This is a genomic window from Rufibacter radiotolerans, assembly GCF_001078055.1.
GTDB lineage: Bacteria > Bacteroidota > Bacteroidia > Cytophagales > Hymenobacteraceae > Nibribacter > Nibribacter radiotolerans.
In genome coordinates this window covers 3209161-3234430 of the sequence record NZ_CP010777.1, presented here as the reverse complement: position 1 = coordinate 3234430, position 25270 = coordinate 3209161, and the positions used below count along the sequence as shown (strand labels likewise).

Annotated in this window: 19 protein-coding genes; 13 read left to right on the top strand and 6 right to left on the bottom strand. The window is 54.2% G+C overall.

Annotation, left to right across the window (positions count from 1 at the left end; translation table 11 throughout):
* Positions 1–539 precede the first annotated feature (539 nt).
* The 3 genes from accD (at position 540) to TH63_RS13345 (ending at position 3140) form a co-directional block, all read left to right on the top strand.
* Complete coding sequence (accD, locus tag TH63_RS13355; RefSeq protein ID WP_048921380.1) at positions 540–1427, top strand: acetyl-CoA carboxylase, carboxyltransferase subunit beta; 888 nt, start codon at positions 540–542, stop codon at positions 1425–1427.
* 191 nt (positions 1428–1618) lie between these two features.
* Positions 1619–2335, top strand: a complete 717-nt coding sequence (locus TH63_RS13350; protein WP_053093810.1) for an OmpA family protein — start codon at positions 1619–1621, stop codon at positions 2333–2335.
* A gap of 145 nt (positions 2336–2480) precedes the next feature.
* On the top strand, positions 2481–3140 hold the full coding sequence (locus TH63_RS13345) for a hypothetical protein (protein ID WP_156180611.1): 660 nt from the start codon (positions 2481–2483) through the stop codon (positions 3138–3140).
* A gap of 82 nt (positions 3141–3222) precedes the next feature.
* Here the strand turns inward: TH63_RS13345 and TH63_RS13340 are convergent, their stop codons facing one another.
* Both TH63_RS13340 and TH63_RS13335 read right to left on the bottom strand, forming a co-directional pair.
* On the bottom strand, positions 3223–3861 hold the full coding sequence (locus TH63_RS13340; protein WP_048921378.1) for a DUF2238 domain-containing protein: 639 nt from the start codon (positions 3859–3861) through the stop codon (positions 3223–3225).
* Positions 3862–3964: 103 nt separating this feature from the next.
* Positions 3965–4684 (bottom strand): MBL fold metallo-hydrolase, encoded by a 720-nt coding sequence (locus tag TH63_RS13335; RefSeq protein ID WP_048921377.1) that lies wholly within the window; start codon positions 4682–4684, stop codon positions 3965–3967.
* A gap of 97 nt (positions 4685–4781) precedes the next feature.
* Here TH63_RS13335 and TH63_RS13330 point away from each other — a divergent pair, with 97 nt between their 5' ends.
* The 8 genes from TH63_RS13330 (at position 4782) to TH63_RS20355 (ending at position 17212) form a co-directional block, all read left to right on the top strand.
* Positions 4782–5489: an endonuclease III domain-containing protein gene (locus TH63_RS13330; protein ID WP_048921376.1), complete on the top strand. Its 708-nt coding sequence runs from the start codon at positions 4782–4784 to the stop codon at positions 5487–5489.
* Between the two features lie 132 nt (positions 5490–5621).
* Complete coding sequence (locus TH63_RS13325) at positions 5622–8093, top strand: TonB-dependent receptor (protein ID WP_231583475.1); 2472 nt, start codon at positions 5622–5624, stop codon at positions 8091–8093.
* Between the two features lie 689 nt (positions 8094–8782).
* Positions 8783–9763, top strand: a complete 981-nt coding sequence (locus tag TH63_RS13315) for a radical SAM protein (protein ID WP_048921373.1) — start codon at positions 8783–8785, stop codon at positions 9761–9763.
* Between the two features lie 193 nt (positions 9764–9956).
* A complete protein-coding gene (locus TH63_RS13310) occupies positions 9957–12614 on the top strand; it encodes a TonB-dependent receptor (protein ID WP_048921372.1) in 2658 nt (885 codons plus the stop codon).
* A 6-nt stretch (positions 12615–12620) separates the two neighbouring features.
* Complete coding sequence (locus TH63_RS13305; RefSeq protein WP_048921371.1) at positions 12621–13691, top strand: DUF4249 domain-containing protein; 1071 nt, start codon at positions 12621–12623, stop codon at positions 13689–13691.
* 34 nt (positions 13692–13725) lie between these two features.
* Entirely contained in the window at positions 13726–16107 is a 2382-nt protein-coding gene (locus TH63_RS13300; RefSeq protein ID WP_048921370.1) for a carboxypeptidase-like regulatory domain-containing protein, read from the top strand.
* Between the two features lie 161 nt (positions 16108–16268).
* Positions 16269–16820 (top strand): gamma carbonic anhydrase family protein, encoded by a 552-nt coding sequence (locus TH63_RS13295; protein WP_048921369.1) that lies wholly within the window; start codon positions 16269–16271, stop codon positions 16818–16820.
* A 200-nt stretch (positions 16821–17020) separates the two neighbouring features.
* Positions 17021–17212 (top strand): hypothetical protein, encoded by a 192-nt coding sequence (locus TH63_RS20355; RefSeq protein ID WP_156180609.1) that lies wholly within the window; start codon positions 17021–17023, stop codon positions 17210–17212.
* A 95-nt stretch (positions 17213–17307) separates the two neighbouring features.
* On the opposite strand, the gene TH63_RS13290 is transcribed toward TH63_RS20355, so the two are convergent.
* From TH63_RS13290 to TH63_RS13280, 3 genes are all read right to left on the bottom strand, one after another.
* On the bottom strand, positions 17308–18768 hold the full coding sequence (locus TH63_RS13290; RefSeq protein ID WP_156180607.1) for a glycoside hydrolase 5 family protein: 1461 nt from the start codon (positions 18766–18768) through the stop codon (positions 17308–17310).
* Positions 18769–18897: 129 nt separating this feature from the next.
* The gene (locus TH63_RS13285) at positions 18898–19533 is read right to left on the bottom strand and encodes a Pycsar system effector family protein (RefSeq protein ID WP_053093809.1); all 636 of its coding nucleotides are present in this window, start codon (positions 19531–19533) and stop codon (positions 18898–18900) included.
* A 141-nt stretch (positions 19534–19674) separates the two neighbouring features.
* Positions 19675–20235 carry an NUDIX hydrolase gene (locus TH63_RS13280; RefSeq protein WP_048921368.1) on the bottom strand — a complete coding sequence of 187 codons (561 nt, stop codon included), beginning with the start codon at positions 20233–20235 and terminating at the stop codon, positions 19675–19677.
* Between the two features lie 302 nt (positions 20236–20537).
* Here TH63_RS13280 and TH63_RS13275 point away from each other — a divergent pair, with 302 nt between their 5' ends.
* A complete protein-coding gene (locus TH63_RS13275; protein WP_048921367.1) occupies positions 20538–21329 on the top strand; it encodes a polysaccharide deacetylase family protein in 792 nt (263 codons plus the stop codon).
* A 169-nt stretch (positions 21330–21498) separates the two neighbouring features.
* On the opposite strand, the gene TH63_RS13270 is transcribed toward TH63_RS13275, so the two are convergent.
* Positions 21499–22809 carry a hemolysin family protein gene (locus TH63_RS13270; protein ID WP_048921366.1) on the bottom strand — a complete coding sequence of 437 codons (1311 nt, stop codon included), beginning with the start codon at positions 22807–22809 and terminating at the stop codon, positions 21499–21501.
* 217 nt (positions 22810–23026) lie between these two features.
* Between TH63_RS13270 and TH63_RS13265 the strand changes: the two genes are divergently transcribed.
* Positions 23027–25228 carry a protein-disulfide reductase DsbD family protein gene (locus TH63_RS13265; RefSeq protein WP_048921365.1) on the top strand — a complete coding sequence of 734 codons (2202 nt, stop codon included), beginning with the start codon at positions 23027–23029 and terminating at the stop codon, positions 25226–25228.
* Positions 25229–25270 lie beyond the last annotated feature (42 nt).

Sequence of the window (25270 nt, the reverse complement as noted above, 5' to 3'; positions counted from 1 at the left end):
GTGCTTGAAACGGCTGCAAATAAGGAATAATTGCCCAATTTCTTTAGGATATCTTTCTGCGCAAGGCTAACTGTCTGTAGGTCATGTGGTTTTGGGTGCCTTAATTTCTTTGATTATAAACCATGATTAGGCCAGATATATAGGTAATTACCTGCCTAAACCAGGTTTATTTAAAGAGCTGAGAAAGCGTTTAAAGAAGGCCGCCAGTGCTAGGTTAAGCCGGATGGTAAGCAGGAAAATCTCTTGCCGGCAAAGAGGGAGGAATCCTTCCTTTTTGCAAATCTCAGAAAGTCTAAAAGAGAGGCAGGCATTGGGCGTAAGATAGAAAAGGAGCCGCAGGGTTTCGTAAACAGGGCAAGCGGGGCAGGTTTAGCCGGTACCTTTGCTCTTGGAAAGGTATTCTCCGGGCAGTTCTGGCTTTCTGAAAAGGGAGAGTAGGGAGCTTACGTTTCTTTTTTATCTTTGCATGTTTATCAGTAACGCCGCTTGCGGTTTCAAACTGGAGGCTTCATTGTTGAAAAAGACCTTAAAAGCAATATATGGCTTGGTTTAAAAGAGTAGAAAAAGGGATTGTCACCCCTACGGAGCATAAAAAAGAAACCCCGGACGGCCTTTGGCACAAGTGCCCGGAGTGCAAGACTGTGATCAGCACTGCCGAGCACCGGCAGCAGCTTTTCACCTGCGCCAAGTGCAACCATCATGACCGCATCAACTCCCAGGAGTACTTTGAGGTGCTGTTTGACGGGAATGAATTTGAAGAGCTGGATGAAAACCTGAGCTCGTCAGACCCGCTTAACTTCGTAGATACCAAAGCGTACCCAGACCGTATCGTGGCCACTCAGCGCAAGACCCACCTGAAAGACGCGGTACGCACGGCCCATGGCAAGATCAACGGGTTAGACCTGGTGGTGGCCTGTATGGACTTCAATTTCATAGGCGGTTCCATGGGCTCTGTGGTAGGGGAGAAGATTTCCCGGGCCATAGATTATGCCCGTACCCACAGAATTCCGTTTCTGATGATCTCTAAGTCTGGCGGGGCGCGTATGATGGAAGCCGGCTATTCTCTTATGCAGATGGCCAAGACCTCTGCCAAACTGGCCCTTTTGTCAGAAGAAGCTATCCCGTACATTTCCTTGCTTACAGACCCTACCACCGGTGGCGTGACGGCCTCGTTTGCCATGCTAGGCGACTTTAATATTTCTGAGCCGGGTGCCCTCATCGGCTTTGCCGGCCCGAGGGTGATCAAAGAAACCATTGGCAAAGACCTTCCTAAAGGCTTCCAGAGCGCAGAATTTGTGTTAGAGCACGGTTTCCTTGACTTTATAGTGCATCGCAAAGAGCTTAAAGAGCGCCTCACAAATTTAATTACCATGTTACAGGCTGAGAATCAGCCTAAAGCATCTGCCAGAAAAACAGCGGCAAAATAAAGAACCATCATCCCCGTTAAAGCATGTGAATAGCCTGTCCAGTAAAAGGTGACAGGCTATTTTTTTGGCATGATTATTATACATAGTGAATATAGATTAAGGGTTATATCTAACCATTTCAGCCGGAAATGAGTATGTAACCCTGAAACTAAACCCTAGTATTCTACTTTTTTAAACCTAAAACCAAGACTATGAGATTATTAAAAGGATCATTTACAGCGTTATTAGTGGGCAGCTTGTTTTTCTCTTCATGTAAATCAAGTGAACAAGCCAGCACTACCACTACCCAAGAGAAGAAAGGCATGAGCAAAACTGCCAAGGGTGGTATCATTGGTGCCGGTTCTGGAGCCGTACTAGGTGGTATCATTGGTAAAGCCACTGGTAACACTGCCCGTGGAGCCATCATTGGAGCCGCCGTTGGGGGTGCCACCGGGGCCGTGATCGGACGTAGAATGGACAAGCAAGCCGAGGAACTGGAGCGTGAAATGAAAAATGCCCAGGTTGAGCGTGTAGGAGAAGGTATTAAAGTAACCTTTGATGCCGGTCTGCTTTTCCCAACCAACTCTTCAACCCTTCAGGCTTCCTCTAAAACCGACATCGCCAAACTGGCCGAGACCCTGAAGAAATACCCAGGTACTAACGTGCTGGTAGAAGGCCACGCCGATAACACCGGTACAGACGCCATCAACCAACCATTGTCTGAGCGCAGAGCGCAAGCAGTAGCCGATTATGCCGCATCTTTAGGCGTAGAGCGTAGCCGTTTCCAGACCCGCGGTTATGGTTCAACCCAGCCGGTGGCTGATAACACTACTGCCGCTGGTCGTCAGCAGAACCGCCGCGTAGAGGTGGCCATCTTCGCCAGCGAAGAACTGAAAAAAGCCGCTGAGCGCGGTGAGATCAAATACTAGTTTTAGTGCTTCACAGGAAAGGCTAACCGAAAGGTTAGCCTTTTTTTTGTGCCCTTTTTCCAGGGCAAACCCAAGGGGCCATCTTTGCCTTGTCCAACTTCCTGCCTTATCTCCCGTTTACAACCGGATACCAACAAAATGGAAGATGAAGAAATTACATAGAACGTTATCCTTGCTGCTGGTGCTGGTGGCCCTGGGCGCCTGCGAGAAAGTGAAAGACAAACAGATTGCCGCCTTGCCGGAGACTTCGGTTGGGGATACGCTGGTGCTGGAGCCAGACTCCGTGGAGATTGACACCACCTTTGCAGAAGGCGAAACCTCGCCCTACGGCGAATATGAAGACAACTCCTGGGAGCCCGTTGAAGGCGCTGTTGACGGAGAGGATGGCACCGCAAGAAACGGGACGGCCAGTAACGCAGGGGTAAGCATCAGTAACCAAAATGACGGTTCATCCGCTGCTTCAAGGGTAACCACCACTACCACTACTACCACAGAGAAAGCTTCTGCTAGCAAAGGCTCCACTACCACCAAGGCCACCCCTGTCCGGAAAAAGTACGTGCGCCCTACTGCCATACAGCTGCAGAAAGCCTTGGCCAGAGACGCGCGCCTGTCTTCCAGAATGCCATTGACGCGGTTGAAAAACTATTGGATGACCCGCCAGCACTATTACCGCAGGGCCTCTAAAGAAGTGAAATTCGTGTCAGGCCCTACCAAAATAAAGATCTCGCCGGAAGAGACCAAGATTGAGACTGCCCAGGGGAAAGTGAAAATTGAAGGCAATGACATAAAAGTCAAGCCAGAGTAATCTAGGCGAAGCCTAACCCATTTATAGGATAGCCTTCCTGTTTTAAGCCTGTTTTCCTAAAAACGGGCCTGAAACGGGATGGCTATTTCCGTTTTTCATGAAAGGCCGTGGCCACCACGCCCATGGTGATGATGGCCCCCACCATGGCAATGGCAATGTCTTTCTGGGCATCCCAGATATCGCCTTGCGTGCCCAGGTAGGCCATGCCCTGGGCCGGGAAGAAGATATCGGCCACCATCCATTCTATGAGTTCATAAAAGGCCCCTAGGCTAATGGTTAAATCTATGGGCAGCAGGTAAGTGTACAAGGGGCGCATCCTGGATTTCCGCCAGAAGAGTTCATGCATGGGGTAGGCCAGCAGAAAACCAAACGAGAAGTGGACCAGGCGGTCATAGTGGTTTCTTTCCAGGCTAAGCTGTTCCTTCACCCAGAAACCGAAGGGGTTTTCGGCGTAGGTGTACTGGCTGCCATACACGTGCAGCATCATGAACAGGAAAATGCAGGTATAGCTGAAATCTGAGAACCTGAAATATTTATAGAAGACCACCAATAAGATAATGGCCGTGAAGGTAAGCGTGTTTTCCAGCCACCAGTTTTTCAGGTCTGGGGTATGAAAACCAGTATAGGCCCAGAACAGTCCAAAGATGATGGCGTAGGCAATAAGTAAACGGTTTTTACGGAAATGGGTGTGCTCAGGGTCTGTAGCAAAGGTAAAGGCCATGCAAAGTCTAGGGTTGAATGCTACGCAAGATAGCAGAAGGTGGGCAAAGTCTGCCTATGGGCCTTTGTTCGGGAGAAAAAGAATTAATGCTAAGGGGCCAGCCTCATGGGGCACTCACCTGCATGTGGGCCGCCAGCATAAGCTCCGGCTGGTGATAGGCCAGCGGGAAGGGATTGTCCTGGGGGGCCTCCTCGGGGTTGCAGTGGTAGCCGTAAATCTTGTAGTCCCTTGACAGGGGAATTAAACGCTTGTAATAGGTATGGGTCACGTTCTCCTCTGAGAAACTAATGTCATGGAACACCGTGGTGGCCTTGGGCGGCATGCCCCGCAGCAGGGCGAAGAGGGTTTCGGGCTTGGCCAGATCCCCCGAAAAAACCAGGCGCTGGGTGGTGTCCTCAAACAGGTAGGCATAGGTTTGCAGCTGGTCGGCGTGCAGCCCAAAAGTGTCCAGGGCGGTAATGCCCGGGAACTCAGACACGGGCGTGAAGTCTACGTACTTATCTGGCTTCTGGAGCTGGAACCGCAAAAACTCATACACCTCATCCCGGAAGTCGTCATCTGGGTATAGGATAGTGGGCCGATTGTCCGGGTTGAAATAACGGCGGTGCAGCAGCAGCGTGGCCAGGCTGCCAATGTGGTCATTGTGCAGGTGCGTGAGCAGGATATATTCAATCTGATCTGTAAGGCTATATTGCCGCAAGGTGGGGTAGACGGTAAAACCACAATCCAACAGAATGGTATGGCCCCTGAGTTCTACCAGGGCAGCCGAGTTTCCGTAAGCCACATCAAAAGCCCCACCTGTTCCTAAGAACGTAAGTTTCATATTGGTGTAGTATATGTTCTATATTTTCTGATTTAAATCAAAAATAGTAGTACGTAAACTTTGGACCCGGCGGCTCGTTTAGAGTAAAAAAAATTCTATGCACTCCGAAAGCAAGGAACTTACCCCCGCTGAAAAGCTCTGGCAGATTCATCTCAGGCTGAACGATGTGTTTGGCCACCTTTCGGGGCATCCGCGCCGCGACCCCATGCGCGAGCTTATCTCCACCATGCTTTCGCACCGCACCACCCACGCCAAGGAGGAGATGGCGTATTTTCAGATGCTGGAGCGGTTCCCTACCTGGCAAGAGGTCATAGAGGCCCCCGTAGAAGAGCTGGCAGATGCCTTATCGCCGGCCAAGTTTCCCGGGGCCAAGGCGGCCAATATCCAGAAAGCGCTCCGGATCATTCAGCAGGGCCACCCCGATTTTTCCCTGGACTTTCTGCAGGACCTGGACGTGCCCGAGGCCATGGCCTGGCTGATAGCGCTGCCCGGTGTGGGCCTTAAAACCGCCACGCTGGTATTGCTCTTCAACTTCCATAAGCCGGTGTTCCCGGTAGACACGCACGTGCACCGCATCAGTCAGCGGGTAGGCATTATTGGGGCCACCGTGACCCATGACAAGGCCCACCAGATCATCTTAGACATGCTGCCCAAAGACGCGCTGGTCCTGTACAACCTGCACCGCCACATGCTCAAGCACGGCCAGAAGATCTGTACCTGGAGCCAACCCAAATGCGAGGTGTGCGTGCTGCAGAACCTCTGCAATTACTACGCAGACGTGCGCCTGAAAGGGATTGACCAATAGCGGTTTCCGTTTTAGGCCCGTTTTCCGGAAAACAGCCCTAAAACGCTTGGCCGCCGGCGGGGTAGCTGTCTTGTCAGGGAAAAGTCCGAACTATGCGAAACAATGCCCTCGCTGGCAGGTTATCTGCCTAGTATGAACTTCCTCCTTTTGCCTCACATGAACCGCATCTTCTTTCTTTTAGGCTTTCTTTTCGCCCTTTCTTGCCTAGTAGCCACCGCCCAGAGCACCGGCCGGATCACAGGCCTGGTGCGAGATAAAAATACCCAGGAACCTATTATTGGCGCCACCGTGAGCCTGGAGGAAACCACCATTGCCGTGGCCACCGACGTGCAGGGCCGCTACCGCCTGGAAAACGTGCCCACGGGCAGTTATAATATCAAGGCCACCTACCTGGGGTTTGAACCCGTGCTCCGGTACAATGTGCCGGTGACCTCAGGCAACGCCCTCACGCTTAACCTGGAGCTTACCCCCAGCCAAACCCGCCTGCAGGAAGTGAACATTACCCTGGACCGCTCGATCAGGGCGGCCTCCATTGAAACCCCCTTGTCTATCCAGAGTTTGAGCAGTGAGGAGATCAAGAGCAACCCAGGGGGCAACTTTGATATTTCCAGGGTGATCCAGACGCTGCCCGGTGTGGCCGGGGCGGGAAGCACTGGCGCTGGCTTCCGGAACGATATTGTGATCAGGGGCGGCGGGCCCGGCGAGAACGTCTTTTTCCTGGATGGCATAGAGATACCCGTCATCAACCACTTTTCCACGCAGGGCAGCAGTGGCGGTCCGCAGGGCATCTTGAACGTGTCTTTTATTGAGGACGTGACCCTGAGCACCAGCGCCTTTGATGCCCGCTATGACAACGCCCTCTCCAGCGTGTTCCAGTTCAAGCAGCGCGACGGCAACCCCGACCGCCTGCAGGGCAACGTGCGCCTGAGCGCCACCGAACTGGCAGGTACCCTGGAAGGTCCGCTCGCGCCCAAGACTACTTTCCTGGCCTCGGCTAGAAGGTCTTATCTGCAGTTGCTCTTCAAAGCCATTGACTTGCCCATCAGGCCCAACTACTGGGATTTCCAATACAAGGTCACGCACCAGCTGGACGCTAAAACCACTATCACCGCGCTGGGCATTGGCGCCATTGATGAATTCAGTTTTGCCGTGCCCAAGGAAACCTCGCCGGAGAAAGAATACGCGCTGCGGTCTAACCCGCTCATTAACCAGTGGAACTACACGGTAGGGGCCAGCCTGAAACGCTCTCTGGAGAACGGGTTTGTGCAGGTGTCTTTGAGTAGAAACGTGTTTGAGAACCGCCTGGACCGCTTTGAAGACGCGCAGTACGTCGATGAAACCCGGCGGGTGCTCAAGGCGCGGTCGCAGGAAAAGGAAAACAAGCTGCGCCTGGACGTGAACAAGTTTGTAGGCGGCTGGAAGTTCTCTTACGGGGCCATTGGCCAGTACGTGGGCTACAGCAACAACTTCTTCAGCCAGATACGGCAGGAGGTGCGCGACCAAAACGGCAATGTGGTGCAGCCCCGCGTGGTGCTGGATTTTGATACCGATCTCACTTTCTTCCGATATGGCCTGTACGGGCAAACCTCCAGAAGCTTCTGGCAAGACAAACTAAGCCTTTCTTTAGGCGTGCGCACGGATATGAACTCGTTCACCACTAACGGCAACAACCCGCTGGAGACGCTGTCGCCCAGACTATCTGCTTCTTATTCTCTGGCCGAACGCTGGAAACTGAACGGCTCCATTGGTACGTATTACCGCCTGCCCATTTACACGGTATTAGGCTACAAAGACGCCGCGGGAAATTACGCCAATCAGAACAGCGACTACCTGAAAGCCACCCATTACGTGGCGGGCGTGGAGTTTCTGCCCACCATTGCCAACCGCCTCACCGTGGAAGGTTTCTACAAGCGCTACGCCAACTACCCGGTCTCAGTGCGCGACGGCGTTTCCCTGGCTAACCAGGGCATTGAGTTCGGGGCGATAGGCAATGAGGCCGTGGCCCCCGTGGGCAAAGGCCGGGCGTACGGTGCCGAATTCTTTTTCCAGCAGAAACTCACCCGCGGTTTGTACGGGCTGTTCTCCTACACCCTGGTGCGCAGCGAATTTACGGGCCTGAACCAGGACAAGTATATCGCCTCAGCGTGGGATAACCGGCATTTAGTTTCTGCGTTGGTGGGCTGGCAGTTTGGCAAGAACTGGGAGTTGGGCGGCAAATACCGGTTCGCCGGCGGCTCTCCCTACACCCCGTTTGACCTGGAAGCCTCGCAACAGAACTATGCCTCGCTGGGCACGGGCCTGCTGGACTATGACCGCCTGAACACCCAACGCCTGCGCTCGTTCCAGCAACTGGACGTGCGCCTGGACAAGAAGTGGAACTACAAACGCACCACCCTGGACGTGTACCTGGACATTCAGAACCTCTTCCGGTTCAAAGGCCCATCCCTGCCCCAGTACACCTTCCAGCGCAACGCAGACAACACCGGCTTCGCCACCACAGACGGCCAACCCCTGCAACCCAATGGCTCCAACGCCATCCCGCTTATCCTGGACGAGGATGACGTGACCTTCCTGCCCAGCTTCGGGTTTGTGTTCGAGTTTTAAGGAAAGTATTTTGGGCCCGTTTTCCAGAAAACAGGCCCAAAACACTCAAGGTTGGAAACGGGCAACCACCAAGAAACAGGGTTACCATTTGAACCGCAGCGGACAGGTCAAGCCCTGTCCCGACCTTTCCCTCCGCCCGCCGGGCGATGCAGGCATTGCAGCGGACAAAGCAGCAACCCATATCCTGCCCCGCACCTGGCGGAGGGCCGCCACGCGTAGCCCGAAGCATGGGCAGGGGCAAGCAGCGGCAATTCCAGCCGCAAGGACGTAAGCTCACTATGGAACAGATAGCCTTTGCCCGGTGGTACCTTCTTGAAGCCCCGCCTGTCTGAGCGGCAGCGAGTTCGGGGCTTCTTGATTCTTTTGGTTACTTTTCTCATCAAGGAGAAAAGTGACAGACGCCGGCAGGGCGCAACTACAGCCTGGAGGCTTAGTAGGAAGAGATAGAAAGCAACGGCTTATTGGTAAATGGAAAGGCAGTTTCAGTCGCTGGTGAGAACACCAACAACGGCGAGATTAACTATTAAAGCTATCTGCTATAAACAATCAGCAATAAAGAAAAACCGTTTCAAGCCCATTTTCCTCAAAACACCCCCAAAACAATAAACAGAGGAAATCCGCGGAATCACCGCCATTGACCTAAATTCCGTATGCAATGCGTACCTTGCCATTCCGATGACCAAACCCACATGCGCTTAATCCACCACCCAGTTCTGGCCAATTACTACGTGACGTACCGGTGCAATGCCAAGTGCTCCTTCTGTGACATTTGGGAGAAGCCGTCGCCGTACATTCAGCTGGAAGACGTGCGGCAGAACCTCACCGATTTGCGCAAACTGGGGGTGAACGTCATTGATTTTACGGGGGGCGAGCCTTTGCTGCACCGGCAGATTGACCAGTTTCTGGAAGTAGCCCAGGAACTGGGGTTCATAACCACTCTTACCACAAACGGACTGCTCTACCCCAAGTGGGCCGAGCGCCTGAAAGGAAAGGTGGACATGCTTCACTTCTCGCTGGACTCCGCAGATAAAACGGAGCATGACACCGGCCGCGGTGTGGCCTGCTTTGACTTTGTATTGCAATCCATTGAAGTAGCCAAAAGCCTGGGCGAGCGCCCCGATATCCTGTTCACCGTGTTCAAGCACAATCTGGACCAGATAGAACGGGTGTATAACGAGATCTGCCTGCCCAATAACCTCATGCTGCTTTTGAATCCGGCCTTTGAGTACAACCAGGTAGAGACCGGCGCGCAATTGTCTGAAGCCGAACTGGATTACCTGGTCACCTTTAGTAAGCAAAAGTGGGTATACATGAACGAGGCCTTCGTGAAGCTGCGTAAGGATGGGGGTAACCATGTAGATAAGCCGGTGTGCAAGGCTGCCAGCACCACGCTGGTCATCTCCCCGGAGAATGAATTGGTCTTGCCGTGCTACCATTTGGGCGCGCAGACGTTTCCCATTAAGGGTAAACTCTATGACCTTTACAAGTCCAAAGAGGTAAAAGAACTGATCGCTTTAGAAGGCCGCCTGCCGGCCTGCGAGGGCTGCACCATCAACTGTTACATGCAACCCAGCTTTGCGGTGGAGCTGAACAGCTACTGGTGGAAAGCGCTGCCCAGCACCCTCAAATATAACCTTAGAAAAGGCACCTGGAGGAAGATGCTTTCTTAAAAGAGATCTTTCCTGAATTCCGGTTAAAACCAATCATTTATAAATATTATTAAAATATACCGTCCTCCGGAATGGTATATTCTATATATTTTTATTTGCTTTGGGTTGTCTGTAAGCAGGCTTTTTAGGTTCCCTCATTCAATAAGGTATGCTTTGTTTCTCACTCCGTTTCTGGTTGTGTGCTTTTTTTCTTTTGGTTTCGCTGGCCGGGTTTTCGCAGGTCTCAGACAGCTCTTTTTTCAGCGGAAAATTTGACAAGACGCCGCTTCAGCAGGCGCTCCAGGAAATTCAGACCAAGACCCCGGTGCGTTTCTATTTTGAGCCAGACTGGTTGAAAGACATTACGGTGAGCGGGGAGTTTGCGCAAGAAAACGTAGCCCAGGTGGTGGCGGTGCTGCTATCAGAAACAGAGCTGGAGGCGGCCTGGTACCATACCTACGCGGTAGTGATCTTTCCTTCCAGGGCCTCGCACCCGGCCGTGGTGTACAAAGACAAACAGGGCAAAGCCTTGCCCCGCCTGCTCTTCGGGTTGCCTAAAAACGTAAGTGACACTAAAAAGGTAGAGCTACGCGGAAGACTTACCAACGCCAAAACCAATGAACCTCTGGTAGGCGCCACGGTCTCTGTGCCCGCCCTGGCGGTGGGTGACCAAACCGATGCCAACGGCAATTACCGCCTGCTCCTGCCTACAGGCGAGCACCTGGTAACCTTTAAATATGTAGGGCTGCTGCCCGAGGAAAGACAGATTGGCCTGTACGCCGCCGGCACCCTGAACCTACCCTTGCACCAGAGTGTGGTTGTCTTGAATGAAGTAGAGATCAGGGGAGACCGGCCCGGCGACAGCAACGTGAACAGCGTGCAGGTAGGGGCCAACAAACTCAACATTGGCGTGATCCGGAAAATGCCCGCTTTTCTGGGGGAGGTGGACGTGGTGAAAAGCGTGCTGCTGCTGCCGGGCGTGAGTTCTGTGGGCGAAGGCTCTTCGGGCTTTAACGTGCGGGGCGGGGGCGCCGACCAGAACCTGGTGCTAATGGGCCAGATCCCTATCTATAATCCTTCCCACTTGTTTGGCTTCTTTTCGGTCTTTAATCCAGATGTGGTCAAGGACCTTACCTTTTACCGGGGCGGTATTCCGGCGCGGTACGGCGGTAGGTTGTCCTCGGTGCTGGAGGTGCAGCAGCGCGAAGGAAAGGGAGGCAAACTTACGGGAACCGGAGGCATAGGCCCTATCACCAGCCGCCTGGCCCTGGAAGGTCCGCTGCTTTCTGAGAAAACTACTTTTCTGGTGGCCGGTCGGGCCGCGTATCCTAACTGGTTACTTCACGCCCTAAAAGACAAGCGGCTAAAGGAAGGCCATGCCACTTTTTATGACGGCAACGCCAGTGTCAAGCACACCTTCAGCCCCAAAGATAACCTTACGTTAAACGGCTATTTCAGCCATGACGCCTTCGGGTTTACCCAAGACAGCATTTACTCCTGGGAGAATACCGGGGTCGCGCTTAAGCACACGCACACGTTCAGTGACAACCTGCAGGGTTCCCTGAGCGGGGTGTTCAGCAAGTACCGGTTTGCCATCACAGACAAAAGCCTGGGCAATGCCTCTGAGTTCAGCAACGGCATCTGGTCGGGGAGTCTGAAGGCGGCGTTTGTCTATGATGCTAAAAGACATCAGTTTAACTTCGGGGCCGAAGCCACCCGTTTTGGCTTTAAACCTGGTCAATTTAAGCCTACCGAAGCGGGATCTGCCATTAATGAACTGATCCTGCCCAATGACCAGGCCATAGAAGCAGCCGCCTACCTGAGCGATGAATTCACCATTACCCAGCAGTGGACGGTCATGCTGGGCATGCGGTATTCCCTGTACCAGAACCGGGGGGCGGGCGAGGTGTACGTGTATGACCCCACCCAGCACCGGCAGCAGCGCACCATCACAGACACCTTGCGTTATGGGGCGGGCAGCGCCATCGCCACGTACCATGGGCTGGAGCCCCGCGCCTCGCTTAAATACAGTTTCACAGAAGCCAACTCGGTGAAAGCGGGGTACCAGCGTATGCGGCAATATACCCATCTCATCTCCGGGGCTATGGCGGTGGCCCCCCTAGACTTCTGGCAGTCCAGCAATACCTACCTCAAGCCCCAGCTCGCTGACCAATGGTCCATAGGCTACTTCCATAACTTTGGCGGCAACAAAATAGAATTCTCCGTTGAGACCTATTACAAGAAAATACAGAACCAACTGGACTACAAAGAAGGCGCCGAGTTGTGGCTGAACCCTGCCGTAGAGGCGGAACTGTTGCCTGGCAAAGGGCGTGGCTACGGTCTGGAAATGCAGCTCTCCAAAAGAGAAGGCAACCTGACCGGATGGATAAGCTATACCTATTCCCGGTCAGAGATACAGGTGAACGGGTTTTTCAAGCAGGAGAAGATCAATAACGGCGCCTTTTACCCCACCAATTATGACAAGCCGCACAACCTGGCCCTGGTTGCAAATTACCAATTGACCAGAAGGCTGGGCTTTGCCTCTAATTTCACGTTCAGCTCTGGCCGGCCTACCACTATGCCTATTGGGTTATATGAAATGGAGGGCAATACCGTGCCTGTTTACGGGGATAGAAACCAGGCCCGCATTCCGGCTTACCACCGCTTAGACCTTTCCATGACCATTGAAACCAACCACAAGAAAGACAAGAAGTGGGAAGGCCGCTGGAACATATCCATCTATAATGTGTATGCCCGGCGCAACGCGTACTCGGTTTTCTTCAGAGATGATGCCTACGCCGTGCCGCAAGCATACCGGCTTTCTGTGGTAGGGGTGCCGCTGCCTTCCATCACCTATGACTTTAAATTTTAACCCCCTATGTATCAGCAATCCATTGGTCCGGTAAATTTCTTTTTGGGGCTCCTGTGCTTTCTGCTTTGGGGGTGTGTAGACCCCGTAGACCTCAAACCCACCCAGACCGTGAAATACCTGGCGGTGCAGGGCCTCATTACAGATGAACCCGGGCCTTACACCGTGAACGTGAGAATGACCGTGCCCTACGGCAGGCCCACCGGCATAAAGGAAGAAGGCCTGAGAGGCGCGCAGGTAGTGATCACAGATGAACGGGGCGCGCACGAGGTCTTGAGAGAACACGGCCTGGGTATTTTCAAAACCAGCCCTACTGGCATGCGTGGCCGCGTGGGCGGGGTGTATACCCTTTCCGTAACATTAAAAGATGGCCGTAATTACCAGTCTACGGCCGAGGTGCTGGCCCCCGTGGCCCCCATTGAAGAACTGGAGCTGGATTTCCAGAGGAAGCCTGTCTTTGACCAGGGCCCTGAGCCTATTGCCAACCAGCGTTTTGAGGCCTTTGTGCGCACCAAAGACCCTGGCAACGCCAAAAACTTCTACCGGTGGGAATGGAAGGCCATCTATGAGGTGTCCACCCAGCCCTGGGACTATGAAGAGGTACCGCCCCGGGGAAGTTTCCCCATCCCCAAACCCAAGAAGTGCTGTCAAACCTGCTGGGTCTATGACACCACCAACCTGATGGTAGTGGGGGAGGACCGGCTTTTCAACGGCAACACCTTTAGAAAACCAGTAGGCATTGTGCCGCTTACCGGTGAAACCATTAATGTGCGCTTACGGGTAGAGGCGGTGCAATACTCGCTTTCAGAAACGGGGTATGACTTCTGGGAAGATTTTATTGCCCAGTCCCGCAGCGTAGGTTCGGTGCTGGACCCGCCCCCAGCCAATGCCAAAGGCAACGTCAGAAACCTTGCCAACCCAGAGGAGCCGGTGTTCGGCTATTTTGGGGCCTCGGCGGTCACCAGAAAGGCAGTGTTCGTGAAGCGCGAGGAAGTGCCCCAGGTGCCTGGTCTGCTCAAGTACCCAGATGATTGCCGCACCATCAAATTCAGTTCAGAGATACGTCCTTCTTTCTGGTAAGCGCATGAGCCCTTTTGAAGCATTAAATACCCGAATGAAGAAGAACTTCCCCCAGATCCTGTTCCTTTTACTGTTATCTCCTTTTCTGGCCGCCGCCGGGCAGGCAATGCCAAGGCCAGAGAAAGGCATGTCGCAGACGGCCACCGGGGAGCAAGTGCATGTGCGGTTCTCGCAGCCCTTTTACGCCAGCGGCGATACAATAAAGTTCAAGGCCTTTGTGGTGAAAACCGGGTCACTGCAAGCCTCTGCCGGCAGTAGCGTCTTGGAAGTGGCCTTTAAAACGTCTTCTGCGGCCACCACCCAGCACCTGCGGTTCCCCATTGTCCAGGGCATGGCCATCGGGAATATTGTGCTGGCAGATTCGCTTGCCCGCGGCTTGTATGAGGTTACCGCGTCCACTTCCTCGCAGGCTGGTGAGAAAGAAGGTGTTTTCAGGCAACGGATACGGGTGCTGGGCCCGGCCAACGAGAGAGCCAGGGCAGACCAGCCCCTGGCGGTTACCTCTGTCACGCTGGACGCGTTCCCCGAGGGCGGGAAACTCATTGCCGGCGTAGAGAATAAACTGGCGCTCAAAACCACGGACCAGAATGGCACCGGAACGGCCGCCACAGGAAAGATCACCGCCCCAGACGGGACCGCCACCAAGTTTCAAACTGATCACCACGGGCAGGGGTTTATGCTGTTCACCCCGCGCGAAGGGGTGTCTTACCAGCTTGCGCTGGAAAACCAGAAAGCCCAGGGGCTGTTAAAGCTTCCTCCGGTGCAGGCCCAGGGAGTAGCCTTGCGGGTAACTTCTTCTTCTGACAGCCTCCTTCAGATCAGGTTATTGCCCAGCCCGGCCTGGTTGAAAAATGCCGCCGGTAAAAAAGTGCAGGTAACCTTCGCCGCCGGCGGGAAGCCTTTCTTTACTGGGGAAACCACCCTGGCCAAGGGCGAAGAGTCTGTTATGAGAATAAACCAGCAGACCCTGCCAGATGGCCCCTTGAAGCTAACGGTGACCAATGCCAACGGCCAGGTAGAGGCCGAACGATATATGTTTGTGCGGCACCCCCAGCAATTACGGCTTAAGGTCAAAACCGACCGGATGAGCTACGGCCGCCGCGAACCGGTACGCGTGACGGCCCAGGTAACCGATGCCTCCGGAGTACCCGTAGAGGCGTCCTTGTCTTTTGTGGTACGGTCCCGCGCGCAAGCGCAAAGCACCCAGGGCAAGTCTCTGGAAGAGGAATTCATCAAAGGAGTAGTGCCTGCCTATTTGCTGTCTGCATCCGCTGCCGGTCTGGCGCCGCAGTCTGCCCTGGAATGGTCTCTGCTGGTAGAAGGCGCCCCGTCTTTACTTCCAACGGTGAAAACCCCTGAACCCCTGGCGGCAACAACCTCCCAATCTGCCGAGGGCCTGCGATTAGCCGGAAGGCTTTTGGATGCCAAAGGAAATGCGCTGCCTTCTGCCATGGTGCTTTTGTTCAGCCGCGCCAGTTCAGAACCCATGGTTCAGGTAACAGACCCTGAGGGACGTTTTTCGTTTCTGTCTTTGGATTTCAATAACCCAGGCCATTACGTGACCGAGGTGCTGAGCGGCGGCAGCCGGGTGAAGAATGCCACTATCGAATGGGCCGATGGGCCGGCCTTTTCTCCAACAGCGGCGCTGCCGCTACGGGTAACAGAGCAGGAGGCGCAGTACCTGCGGCAAGCCGCCGTTCGGGCGCAGACCCAAACGCTTTTCAATGGAAAGAAACCCATGGCGGTGGCGGAGGCCACAGACACGTCAGAAGCTGTTTTATTGGGCGAACTTGGCAAGCCGAACCAGTCCTATGATCTGAGCAAGTACAATCCCTTCAAAAACCTGGAAGATGTGTTACGGGAAACCGTTCCGTTGGCCAGCGTGGTGGGTACAGGGCCAGACAAAGAGGTGCGCATTTTCTCCCCTGAAAAAGCCGGGGCCCGGTTCCCGGAACGTCCGCTGTATCTGGTGAACGGTACCCCCGTCTCCAATAATGAATGGCTTCTGAATATGCCCGGCGCTGCCATCAAGCAAATAGACCTCTTCTATGCGGAGCGCAAGCTGAGCAACATTGGGCTGATAGGCAGATATGGGGTATTGTCCATCACCACCAATCCGCCGCATCCTTCGCCCCGTGAGATGCAGGACAAAAACTCCTTTACCTGGGCCGGGCTGGCCAAGCCTTTCGCGTTCAAGACACCTTCTTATGAGTACACGGTTCCCCGGCCGGCGCCAGATTTCAGGAGCCTGCTGCATTGGGCGCCAACTGTCCAAAGCAACGCCAACGGTACAGCCACGGTGGTTTTCTATACCTCAGATGACATAGGTGATTTTGAGGTAGAGGTAGAAGCCTATCACCCTAAAGGGCTGGTTGGCTCTCAGCGCCAGCTATTTACTATTGTGCCCACCTTTTAAGAAGGGGCTTCCCGGAGGCCGAAAAATAGCAGAAAGAAGGTATGTCGCCGTTTTGTAGCCGTTTTTTGGAAAACGGCCACAAAACGGCGTTCGTATTACTGACGGGTGCGGGCCAATAGTTACCTTTGGTACTGCTATTCCTAATTCTTAATTATAAAGCCATGCCGTTGCTACTTCCCGTGAAAGGTATTCACCCCACCATAGGGGAAAATTGTTTCATTGCCCCCAATGCCACTATTGTAGGGGATGTGGTGCTGGGCGACCAGTGTACGGTGTGGTTTAACGCCGTGATCAGGGGAGACGTGCACCGCATAAGAATAGGCAACAAGACCAACATCCAGGACGGGGCCGTGATCCATTGCACCTACCAGAAAGCGCCCACCACCATTGGCAACAACGTGAGCATTGGCCATAACGCCCTGGTGCACGGCTGCACGGTGCAGGACAATGTGCTCATTGGCATGGGCGCCATTGTCATGGACAACGCTGTGGTGGAGGAGCACTGCATTGTGGCGGCCGGCGCCGTGGTGCTGGAGAATACCATCTGTGAGAGCGGCCATATCTATGCCGGGGTGCCCGCCAAAAAGGTAAAAGCCCTGAGCCAGGACCAGATTGCCGGCATGGCCAAAACCGCCGACAACTATGTGATGTACGCCAGCTGGTTTCAGGACGGGAACGAAGGGGCAGCGTCAACCGGAACTGGTTTAAAATAACGCTTAACCCTCCCTTGCAGAACAGAGCCTCAGTTGCTGTTTTAAGCGCGTTTTTTGGAAAACAGGCTTAAAACAGGAAGGGCGATCGCGGTAATTGTGTGGCCGAAGGACTGTCTTGCTTAACAGTGCCAGCGGTAGCTGCGTATAGGGAGAACGGCTTCTTTTCCTGAGGCTTAACTTGTACCTAATCCCTACCCCCTATGAAAACGATCAGCAAGAATATAGCAAAGATGACGCTGGCCGCGTTTGCGGTTGCCTCCCTGGCCTTTACCGCCTGCGGCGAAGGACCCGCTGAAACTACCGGTAATACAGCTTCAGAAGATATGGTGGAAGGCGCAGATGGAGGCCTGGACTCCCTGGACCTGCCGCCAGACACTACCAAAATCAAGTAACAAAGAGCCGGCCTAGAAGAGATTCTGGGCCGGCTCTTTGTTTTGGGCCGTTTTTCGGAAATCGGCCCTAAAACGGGAATACGCAATTGCAAGGCTTAGGCGGTTCTGGTAAGGGCCAGGGCCATGTCTGTACGTACCGCAGGAACGGTAAATGTGCAACTCCCGTCCCTAGATTCTGCCCTCAGTTGGTTTTGCATGGTGCCCTCCTGGGTATCCCAGACCTGAACCAGGTAGGTGCCATCTTTCAGAAAAGGCACCTGCACTTGCACCGCCAGGGGCGGGGCGGCCGGGTCTACGAGGCGTTTACGCTGGTAGCGGGCGTTCTGGCGCAGCAGCCATACTATTGCCTGCGTGTCATCGGCGCAGCCGAACACCGCGAAGGCCGGCTCTGAGATAGTGATCTCATGGTTCAGGTTTTTACGCCGGAACGTGCTCCAATCAATCAGATGCAGGAAACCCACCATGTTCTTCTGGGCCTGGCGCATGCCGGGGGTAAGCGTATGCGGGTGCCGGTACGGCCAGCGCAGCCCGCCGCCAGCCCCGCCGGAGGCCAGGTGCGCCCACTGCATGTGCCGGAAATACTCATCATCAAAAGTCGTGGCCAGGGTGTAGCGCCGGTTCTTGAACAGGTGAATGGGGCCGTGCTCGCTGTCAAAGAAAGGCCGGTTTACTGAGGTGTGTTCCAGGGCTTCGCGCACCAACTCACCCACTTTTATGGCGGGGTCAATGGTGTTTCTGGGGTGGTCCAGGGTGGCGGGGTCATAGAAATGGGTGCTGGAAAAGTCTAGCAGCGGGTGCCGGAAAATAGTGTCGGCGAGGGTAGGGTGCGTGTGCAGCGCCGGCCCGAAGAGGGAGATGGTCTGGGGGTGGGACCGGCCGTACAGCCGCAGTTCCAGGTCCCGCACGTGCTGGCTCAACTCTGTGGCCACTGCTGCAAAGCGGTCGGCGCTGTTGCCCATGTGGGCGGGGTGCATCTCGTTCCAGAGGTCCCAGGCAAAGAGGACGCCACTGCCGCCCCAGCGCTCCACCACAAACGTAAGCCGGGTTTTAATGGCGGCAATGGTCTGGGGGCAGAGCAGCAGTTTTCGGCGCCCGGCGCAGGGGCCGCCCAGGTGCTTGTTGTAGGGGTGGTATTTCCAGCGCAGCCACATCCAGAAGGTGTCAAAGGGGGTAAGCAGAATACGCAGGCCGTGTTTGGCACAGAGGGCGAAGAGGTCATCCCAGAGGCGGACCATGTTGGGTTGGAACCGGCCCACGGGCTTCTCAAAATAGCGGTTTTCGCCCTGTGCGTACTCCAGCATGAGCCGCAGGCAGGTAACACCGTGCTGGGTAAGGTACACCAGGTACTCTTCTACCGCCGCCAGGTTCTTGCGCCGGAATAGGCCTTCCAGCTCTGGCCAGGTAATGGCGTCATTCTGGCCTACCGGCGTCCAGGGCAGGCCGTCTTCGGTGATGAAATAGGGTGCGTCTGGGGCCACTTGTACCCAGGGAAGTGAAGCAGAAGAGAAAGGGGAAAGCATAACCACGCGAAGGCTCTGGTAAAAACAGATAGCCATGACCGCAAAGCGACCAGCCACCTGGAGAACCTAAAACGCAAAGGTAAGGGTCAGAAACGGAGAATGGCTACTGGTCTTTGTTAAAGTATCGGCTTTAGCCGTTTATGGGAAATGCCGGCCTGGAAAGGGTTATCCTATGAATTGACCTATGAAGCGCATGAAGGGGCTGTCGCTGTCCATGAACATGATCTGCATGAGCACAAAAGAGAAAACCGCGGTAATAAAGCCCACCATAAAGAACATGTAGGCAAACCGCAGGCTGGTGTACTTCTTTTGCAGCACCTTGCCCAGGAAATAGTTGTCTTTGATCATGCTACCGTACAGGGTCTTGTTTTTAGCCATGAGGTCCTGGATGCCATTCTCATACTCCAGCAGGCTCATGCTGTGGAAGTCGCCAAAGAACATGAGGTTGATCTTGTCGCCATCATTGGGGGAGGGCTGGTTTTTGGAGCTTTTCTTGATTCTGGGCATGGTCACCAGTATAGCCAGCACCATGGTGATGAGCGAGGTAAGCAGAAACAGGATGCCGGGCACAATCAGTTCAGGCTCCGTGTCCAGTTTCCTGAACAGGACCGAAAGCAGAATGGAGACAATGATGGAGTTAATGGTAAGCAGGATATGAGCCTTGTTATCGGCCATGTCACTGAGGCGCATCTGGTTGGCCGCCGTAATCCGGAACATGGTGTCTATGCCCCGGCGGGGTTTCTCAGACTTGTCTTTCTTGTTTTTTCCTTCGGGGCCTGGGCCCTCGTTTATGTCAGCCATTGCGCTGTAATTGCTTGAAGTAGATGATAAGGGCCACCAGCTTACCAAAGATAGCAGAAAGCGTTACCTGTTCTATACTTGGTTTTGGCGTTGGGGTTAAGCCAGTCCGCGGATTTCTTTCTGCGGGAATGATGACCGGCACTAAGAAACCTGCAGGTGCCTGAGGGCCAGAAAGCACAGCGCCACCGAGCCAGACACGCAGATCTCACCGTTCAGCACTTTGCCAAGCACCTGGTCCAGGGGCACCTTTACCACTTCAATGTCTTCGGTGGTGTCCAGTACCTGGGCCTGTTCTATGCGTACGTTCCTGGCCAGGAACAGATGCAGGCGGTTGGTGTCTTTGGCGGGGTTGTCATGCAGCACGCCCAAGGGGATAAGCTCCTGGGTGAGTACGGCGCCGGTTTCCTCCAGCAGCTCGCGGGTGGCGGCCTCTTTGGCGTCTTCCTGGTCCGGGAAGAAAGAGCCGGCCGGTACCTCTAAAAACACCTTGCCGGCGGCGTGCTTGTACTGGCGCACAAACAGCACCTCGTTCTGTTCCGTTACCGGAAACACCATGGCCCCGTCTGGCCGCTCGCTCACAAAGAAGTCATCTACCACATGGCCGTTGGAGAGTTCCACCTCGTCGCGCCGAAGGGTGTACCATTTGTGTTTGAAGGCAATGTTAGAGCGTAGTAATCGCCAGGGGCGGGGAGTAGAAGGCATTGGTTCTATGAATTGTAAACCTGAATTAAATGTAAGCGTTTTTGGCCTGTTTTTACGAAAACCGCCCTAAAATAGCCAGATAGCGGGGCCAAGCCCCAGAGAACGGCCCAGGAAACGAGTGGGCCAAAACCGGACGCTAGCCCATGTACGCAAAACAGGATAGTAAAAGTTATATATACTTGTCCGCTACTTTGCTTTCTTGGTAAATACGGTTTGTAAAAGGGAATTAAGTATCTTAGTATCTAGCCTTACGCTGATGGCAATCTCAATGCCTTTGCCTTAACCTGTTTTTTATATATTGTATGCTCCTGAAAAGAACCCTTGTTTTCCTGCTTTGCCTTACCAGTGCCACCGTATTTGCCCAGGACTGGAATAAGAAGAAATGCGCTGTGGTCCTGACCTATGACGATGCCCTGAACGTGCACCTGGACCAGGTGGTGCCTGCGCTGGACTCGTTCAAACTCAAAGGCACCTTTTACCTGACCGCCGCTGCCGGGCCGTTCTCCAAGCGCCTGCCTGAGTGGAAAAAAGTGGCCGCTAACAAACATGAACTGGCCAACCACACGCTTTTCCACCCCTGTGACGGCAGCCGCCCCGGCCGTGACTTCGTGACTGCAGACTATAATCTGGCCACCTACTCGGTACGCCGGATCACGGATGAGATACGCATGACCAACACGGCCTTGGAAGCCCTGGACGGCAAGAAGGAACGCACCTTCGCGTACCCCTGCGGTGATACCCAGATTGGCGGCGTTTCTTACCTGGACGGCATGAAAGGGGAGTTTGTAGCGGCCCGCGGTGTGCAGAGCGAGATGGTGTCTGGCAAAGGAACGAACCTCTACACCATAGGCTCTTACATGATTAACGGGCAGACCGGCGAGGAGCTTATTGCGCTGGTGAAAAAGGCCCAGGAGACTAACAGCATGATTGTGTTCTTGTTCCACGGCGTGGGTGGCGAACATTCCCTGAACGTCTCCCTACAAGCCCACCGCCAGCTGCTGCAATACCTAAAGAAAAACGAGAAGCAGATCTGGACCACCACCTTCCTGGAAGCCGCCAAGCATCTGAAGGGCGCTGCCACGGCTAAGAAGTAAGAGCTAGGTATTTTTTTGCCAACAAGGCAAAAATCTTTAATACCGTTTCGGGCCTGTTTTAGCTAAAACAGGCCCGAAACGGTATTCGCATATAAAAAGAAAAGTTTTGCTTTCAGCGCTTTTGCCTACTTCAACTTCAAACCCAGACACCGTCGCACAGCGCAGTAGATTACAAAAGGTCGTCGCGTTTGTCTTCGGTCACGGTGAGGAGCACAGATTCCACGTTTCGGTCGGTTTTCTCCAGGATCTTGAACTCATAGACGCCATGCACTGCGGTATCACCTATCTCTGGAATACGGCCGTAGATCATGTTGATATAACCGCCCACGGTTTCGTAGTCCTCGCCTTCGGGCAGCGGGTAGGGGAGGTCGTCGTTGGCGTCCTGGATGGAGGCCGCGGTACTTACTTTAAACTCAAAGGCGCCAACCTTCTCAATCAGGGGCACTTCTTCATCGTACTCATCCTGAATCTCGCCTACCAGTTCCTCAATAATGTCTTCAATGGTGACAATACCAGAAGTACCACCAAACTCATCTGACACCACGGCAATGTGGTTGCGGTTGCGCTGGAAGTCTTTGAGCAGACGGCTGATTTTCTTAGTCTCCGGCACAAAGTAGGCAGGGCGCATGAGTCTTTCCAGGCTCACCTGCTCGCCGGCCCGTAGCACCACCAACAGGTCTTTGACATATAGGATGCCTACTATGTTGTCAATGGTGTCGCGGTATATAGGCATGCGGGTGTAGCCCTCGTTGAAGACCACTTTAAAAATTTCTTCCTCGGTGGCGTTCAGGTCCAGGGCAATGAGTTTGGTGCGCGGCACCATGATCTGCTTGACCATGCGCTCATTGAACTCAAACACGTTCTCAATGAGCTCCTGCTGGCTGCCGCCAATCTCACCGCTTTCGGCGCTTTGCTCAAAGAGCAGCCGTAACTCCTCGGCGGTGTGTACCTCAGAGCCGTGCATGGGCGTGATGCCTATCTGCCTTAGAATAAAGTTGGAGAACCCGTTCAACACCCAGATAAAAGGCAGCAGCACGTAGTAGACAATCCGCAGCGGGATGGCCACGGCTAGGGCAGTGGACTCTGGGCGCTGAATGGCCAGGGATTTAGGCGCCAGCTCGCCAAACACAATGTGCAGGACAGTGATGACGGCAAAGGAAATGGGGAGGGCTATTTTATGGGCCAGCACCGGGTCCGGGGCAATGCCCATGGCGTGCATGATCTCAATGATGATCTCAGACACCACGCCCTCGCCAATCCAACCAAGACCCAGGGAGGCAAGGGTGATCCCCAACTGCGTGGCAGAAAGGTAGGCATCCAGGTGCCCGATCATGTGGTAGGCGATCTTGGCCAACTGGTTACCGGCCTGCGCCCGGAGTTCAATCTGCGAGGCCCGTACTTTGACCAGGGCAAACTCGGCGGCCACAAAAAAACCATTCAAGGCCACAAGCAGAATGGTGAGAAGGATGTTGAGGATCATAGTTTTGGGCAGCCCTTCAGGGGTAAAAAAGAGGCGCTTGCGTCAAATTTAATGGTTTATCAGCACTATCAAAGAGATAATGTTGGTTTGCTGTACGTGAACGGCCGCAGAAAGTAACCCCAGAATGCCGGATAAAAGCAATGCTTTGTGGTGGTTTGTTCGGGTTTACGTGGTATTTGTAGTAATTTAGCACCTTCTAAACAGAAGCAAAAAATAAATGACTATAGATTGGAAACGTGCCATTGGTTTGCTGCTGCCGTTGTTCTTACTGCTGGCCGTGGCGCAGGCGCAGGTGCTCAAGCCGGCCACCTGGAGTTATGACGTCTCTGCCAAAGAAGTAAAGGTAGGTGAGGAGGTTGAACTGCTGTTCAACGCCAAAATTATCCCCGATTGGTACCTGTACTCCTCAGACTTTGACCCGGAACTGGGGCCTATTGTCACCACCTTCACCTTTCAGAAACACCCTTCCTATGCGCTGGTAGGCAAGATAAAGGCCGTCAACCCCAAAAAGAAATTTGACCAGATGTGGGGCGGTGAATACACCTACTTCACCAAAACCGCCCAGTTCAGACAACGGATTAAAGTGTTGCAGCCCACCCTGGTAATTAAGGGAAGCTATGAGTACCAGGTATGTTCAGAGGTGAACGGCCAGTGTATTCCCGGCGAAGCCGATTTCCAGTTCACCCAGATCACGGTTCTGCCAGGCGCCCCCGCCACTGCTCCGGCGCAAGGTGTTACTACCGGTGCTCCCGCCACCACGGCCACGCCCGCTCTTAGCGGAACTACGGCCGCCAGCCCGGCGACCCCGGCCACTACCGCCACTACTACAACTGGCGCTACGGTGAACCCAGATACCACTACATTGGGTACTACCACGTCCCCGGCTGCTTTCTCAGATTCAGCAGCCAACGGAACAATTCCTGCTGCCACAGTTGGGGCCGCGGCCAAAACCGCCGGGGCGCCCGTGCAGGAAGGCCTTTGGGAATTCATGATCGGGGCGTTCCTGTCGGGTTTGATTGCCTTGCTTACGCCCTGCGTGTTTCCCATGATCCCGATGACGGTGACGTTCTTTACTGGCGGAAGCTCCAACCGGGGTAATGCTATCCTGAAGGCATTGGTGTACGGCTTGTCCATCATCGCGTTTTACACCCTCATCGGCACGCTGGTAGCCAAGCTGGCCGGGCCCGAGGTAGCCAATTTCCTGAGTACGCACTGGATCCCAAACGTGCTGTTCTTTGTAGTGTTCCTGGTTTTTGCCATGGCGTTTCTGGGCATGTTTGAGATCACGTTGCCCCATTGGCTGGTGAACAAGGCAGATGCCCAGGCCGACAAAGGCGGCTATTATGGCGTGTTCTTCATGGCCATCACCTTGGTGCTGGTTTCCTTTTCCTGCACCGGCCCTATTGTGGGGTCCATTTTGGTGATGTCGGCGGGCGGGGAGACCCTGAAGCCCATTGCCGGTATGTTTGCCTATTCCCTGGCCTTCGCGCTGCCGTTTACCTTGTTCGCTATCTTCCCTAACTGGCTTAGTTCGCTTCCAAAGTCCGGCGGCTGGCTGAACTCCGTGAAGGTGTGCCTGGGCTTTATTGAACTGGCCCTGGCGCTCAAGTTCCTGAGCGTGGCCGATCAGGTCTACCACTGGCGCCTGCTGGACCGCGAGGTGTACCTGGCCCTCTGGATCGTGATTTTCACGTTGATGGGCGTGTACCTGCTGGGCAAACTCAAATTCTCCCATGACTCAGATCTGCCGTATCTGGGTGTGCCGCGCCTGTTGCTGGCCATTGCCACCTTCGCGTTTGTGGTCTATTTGATTCCGGGTATGTTTGGCGCACCGCTCAAAGCCCTTTCTGGGTATTTGCCGCCCCAGCACACCTTGGATTTTGACCTGATGACCAACCGGGGTGCCGCCGGAACTCCCACGGCCAGCACTATCTGCGAGACGCCCAAATACGGAGATTTTCTGGAGCTGCCGCACGGCCTGCAAGGCTACTTTGACCTGGAGCAGGCCAAGAAATGCGCCGCCGAGCAGGGCAAACCTATCTTCATTGACTTTACGGGCCACGGCTGCGTGAACTGCCGCGAAATGGAAGCCAACGTCTGGGCCGACCCTCAGGTACTCAAGCGCCTGCGCGAAGACTATGTCATTGCTGCCCTGTACGTAGATGACAAGACCGAACTCCCCAAAAACGAATGGTACACCAGTACCTATGACCAGAAGCAGAAAAACACGCTAGGCAAGAAGTACGCCGATTACCAGATCACCAAATTCAACGTGAACGCCCAGCCCTACTATGTGCTCATAGACGAGCAGGAGAACATGCTGGTGACGCCGGTGGCCTATGAAAAGAGCGTGCAAAAATTTGTGGAGTTCCTGGATGCCGGCGTGGCGGCCTACAAAGCCCGCAAAGGAGCCCAATAAGAACGTGATCTGTTCTTTTTACCAGCGCCTCTGCGTTTTAAG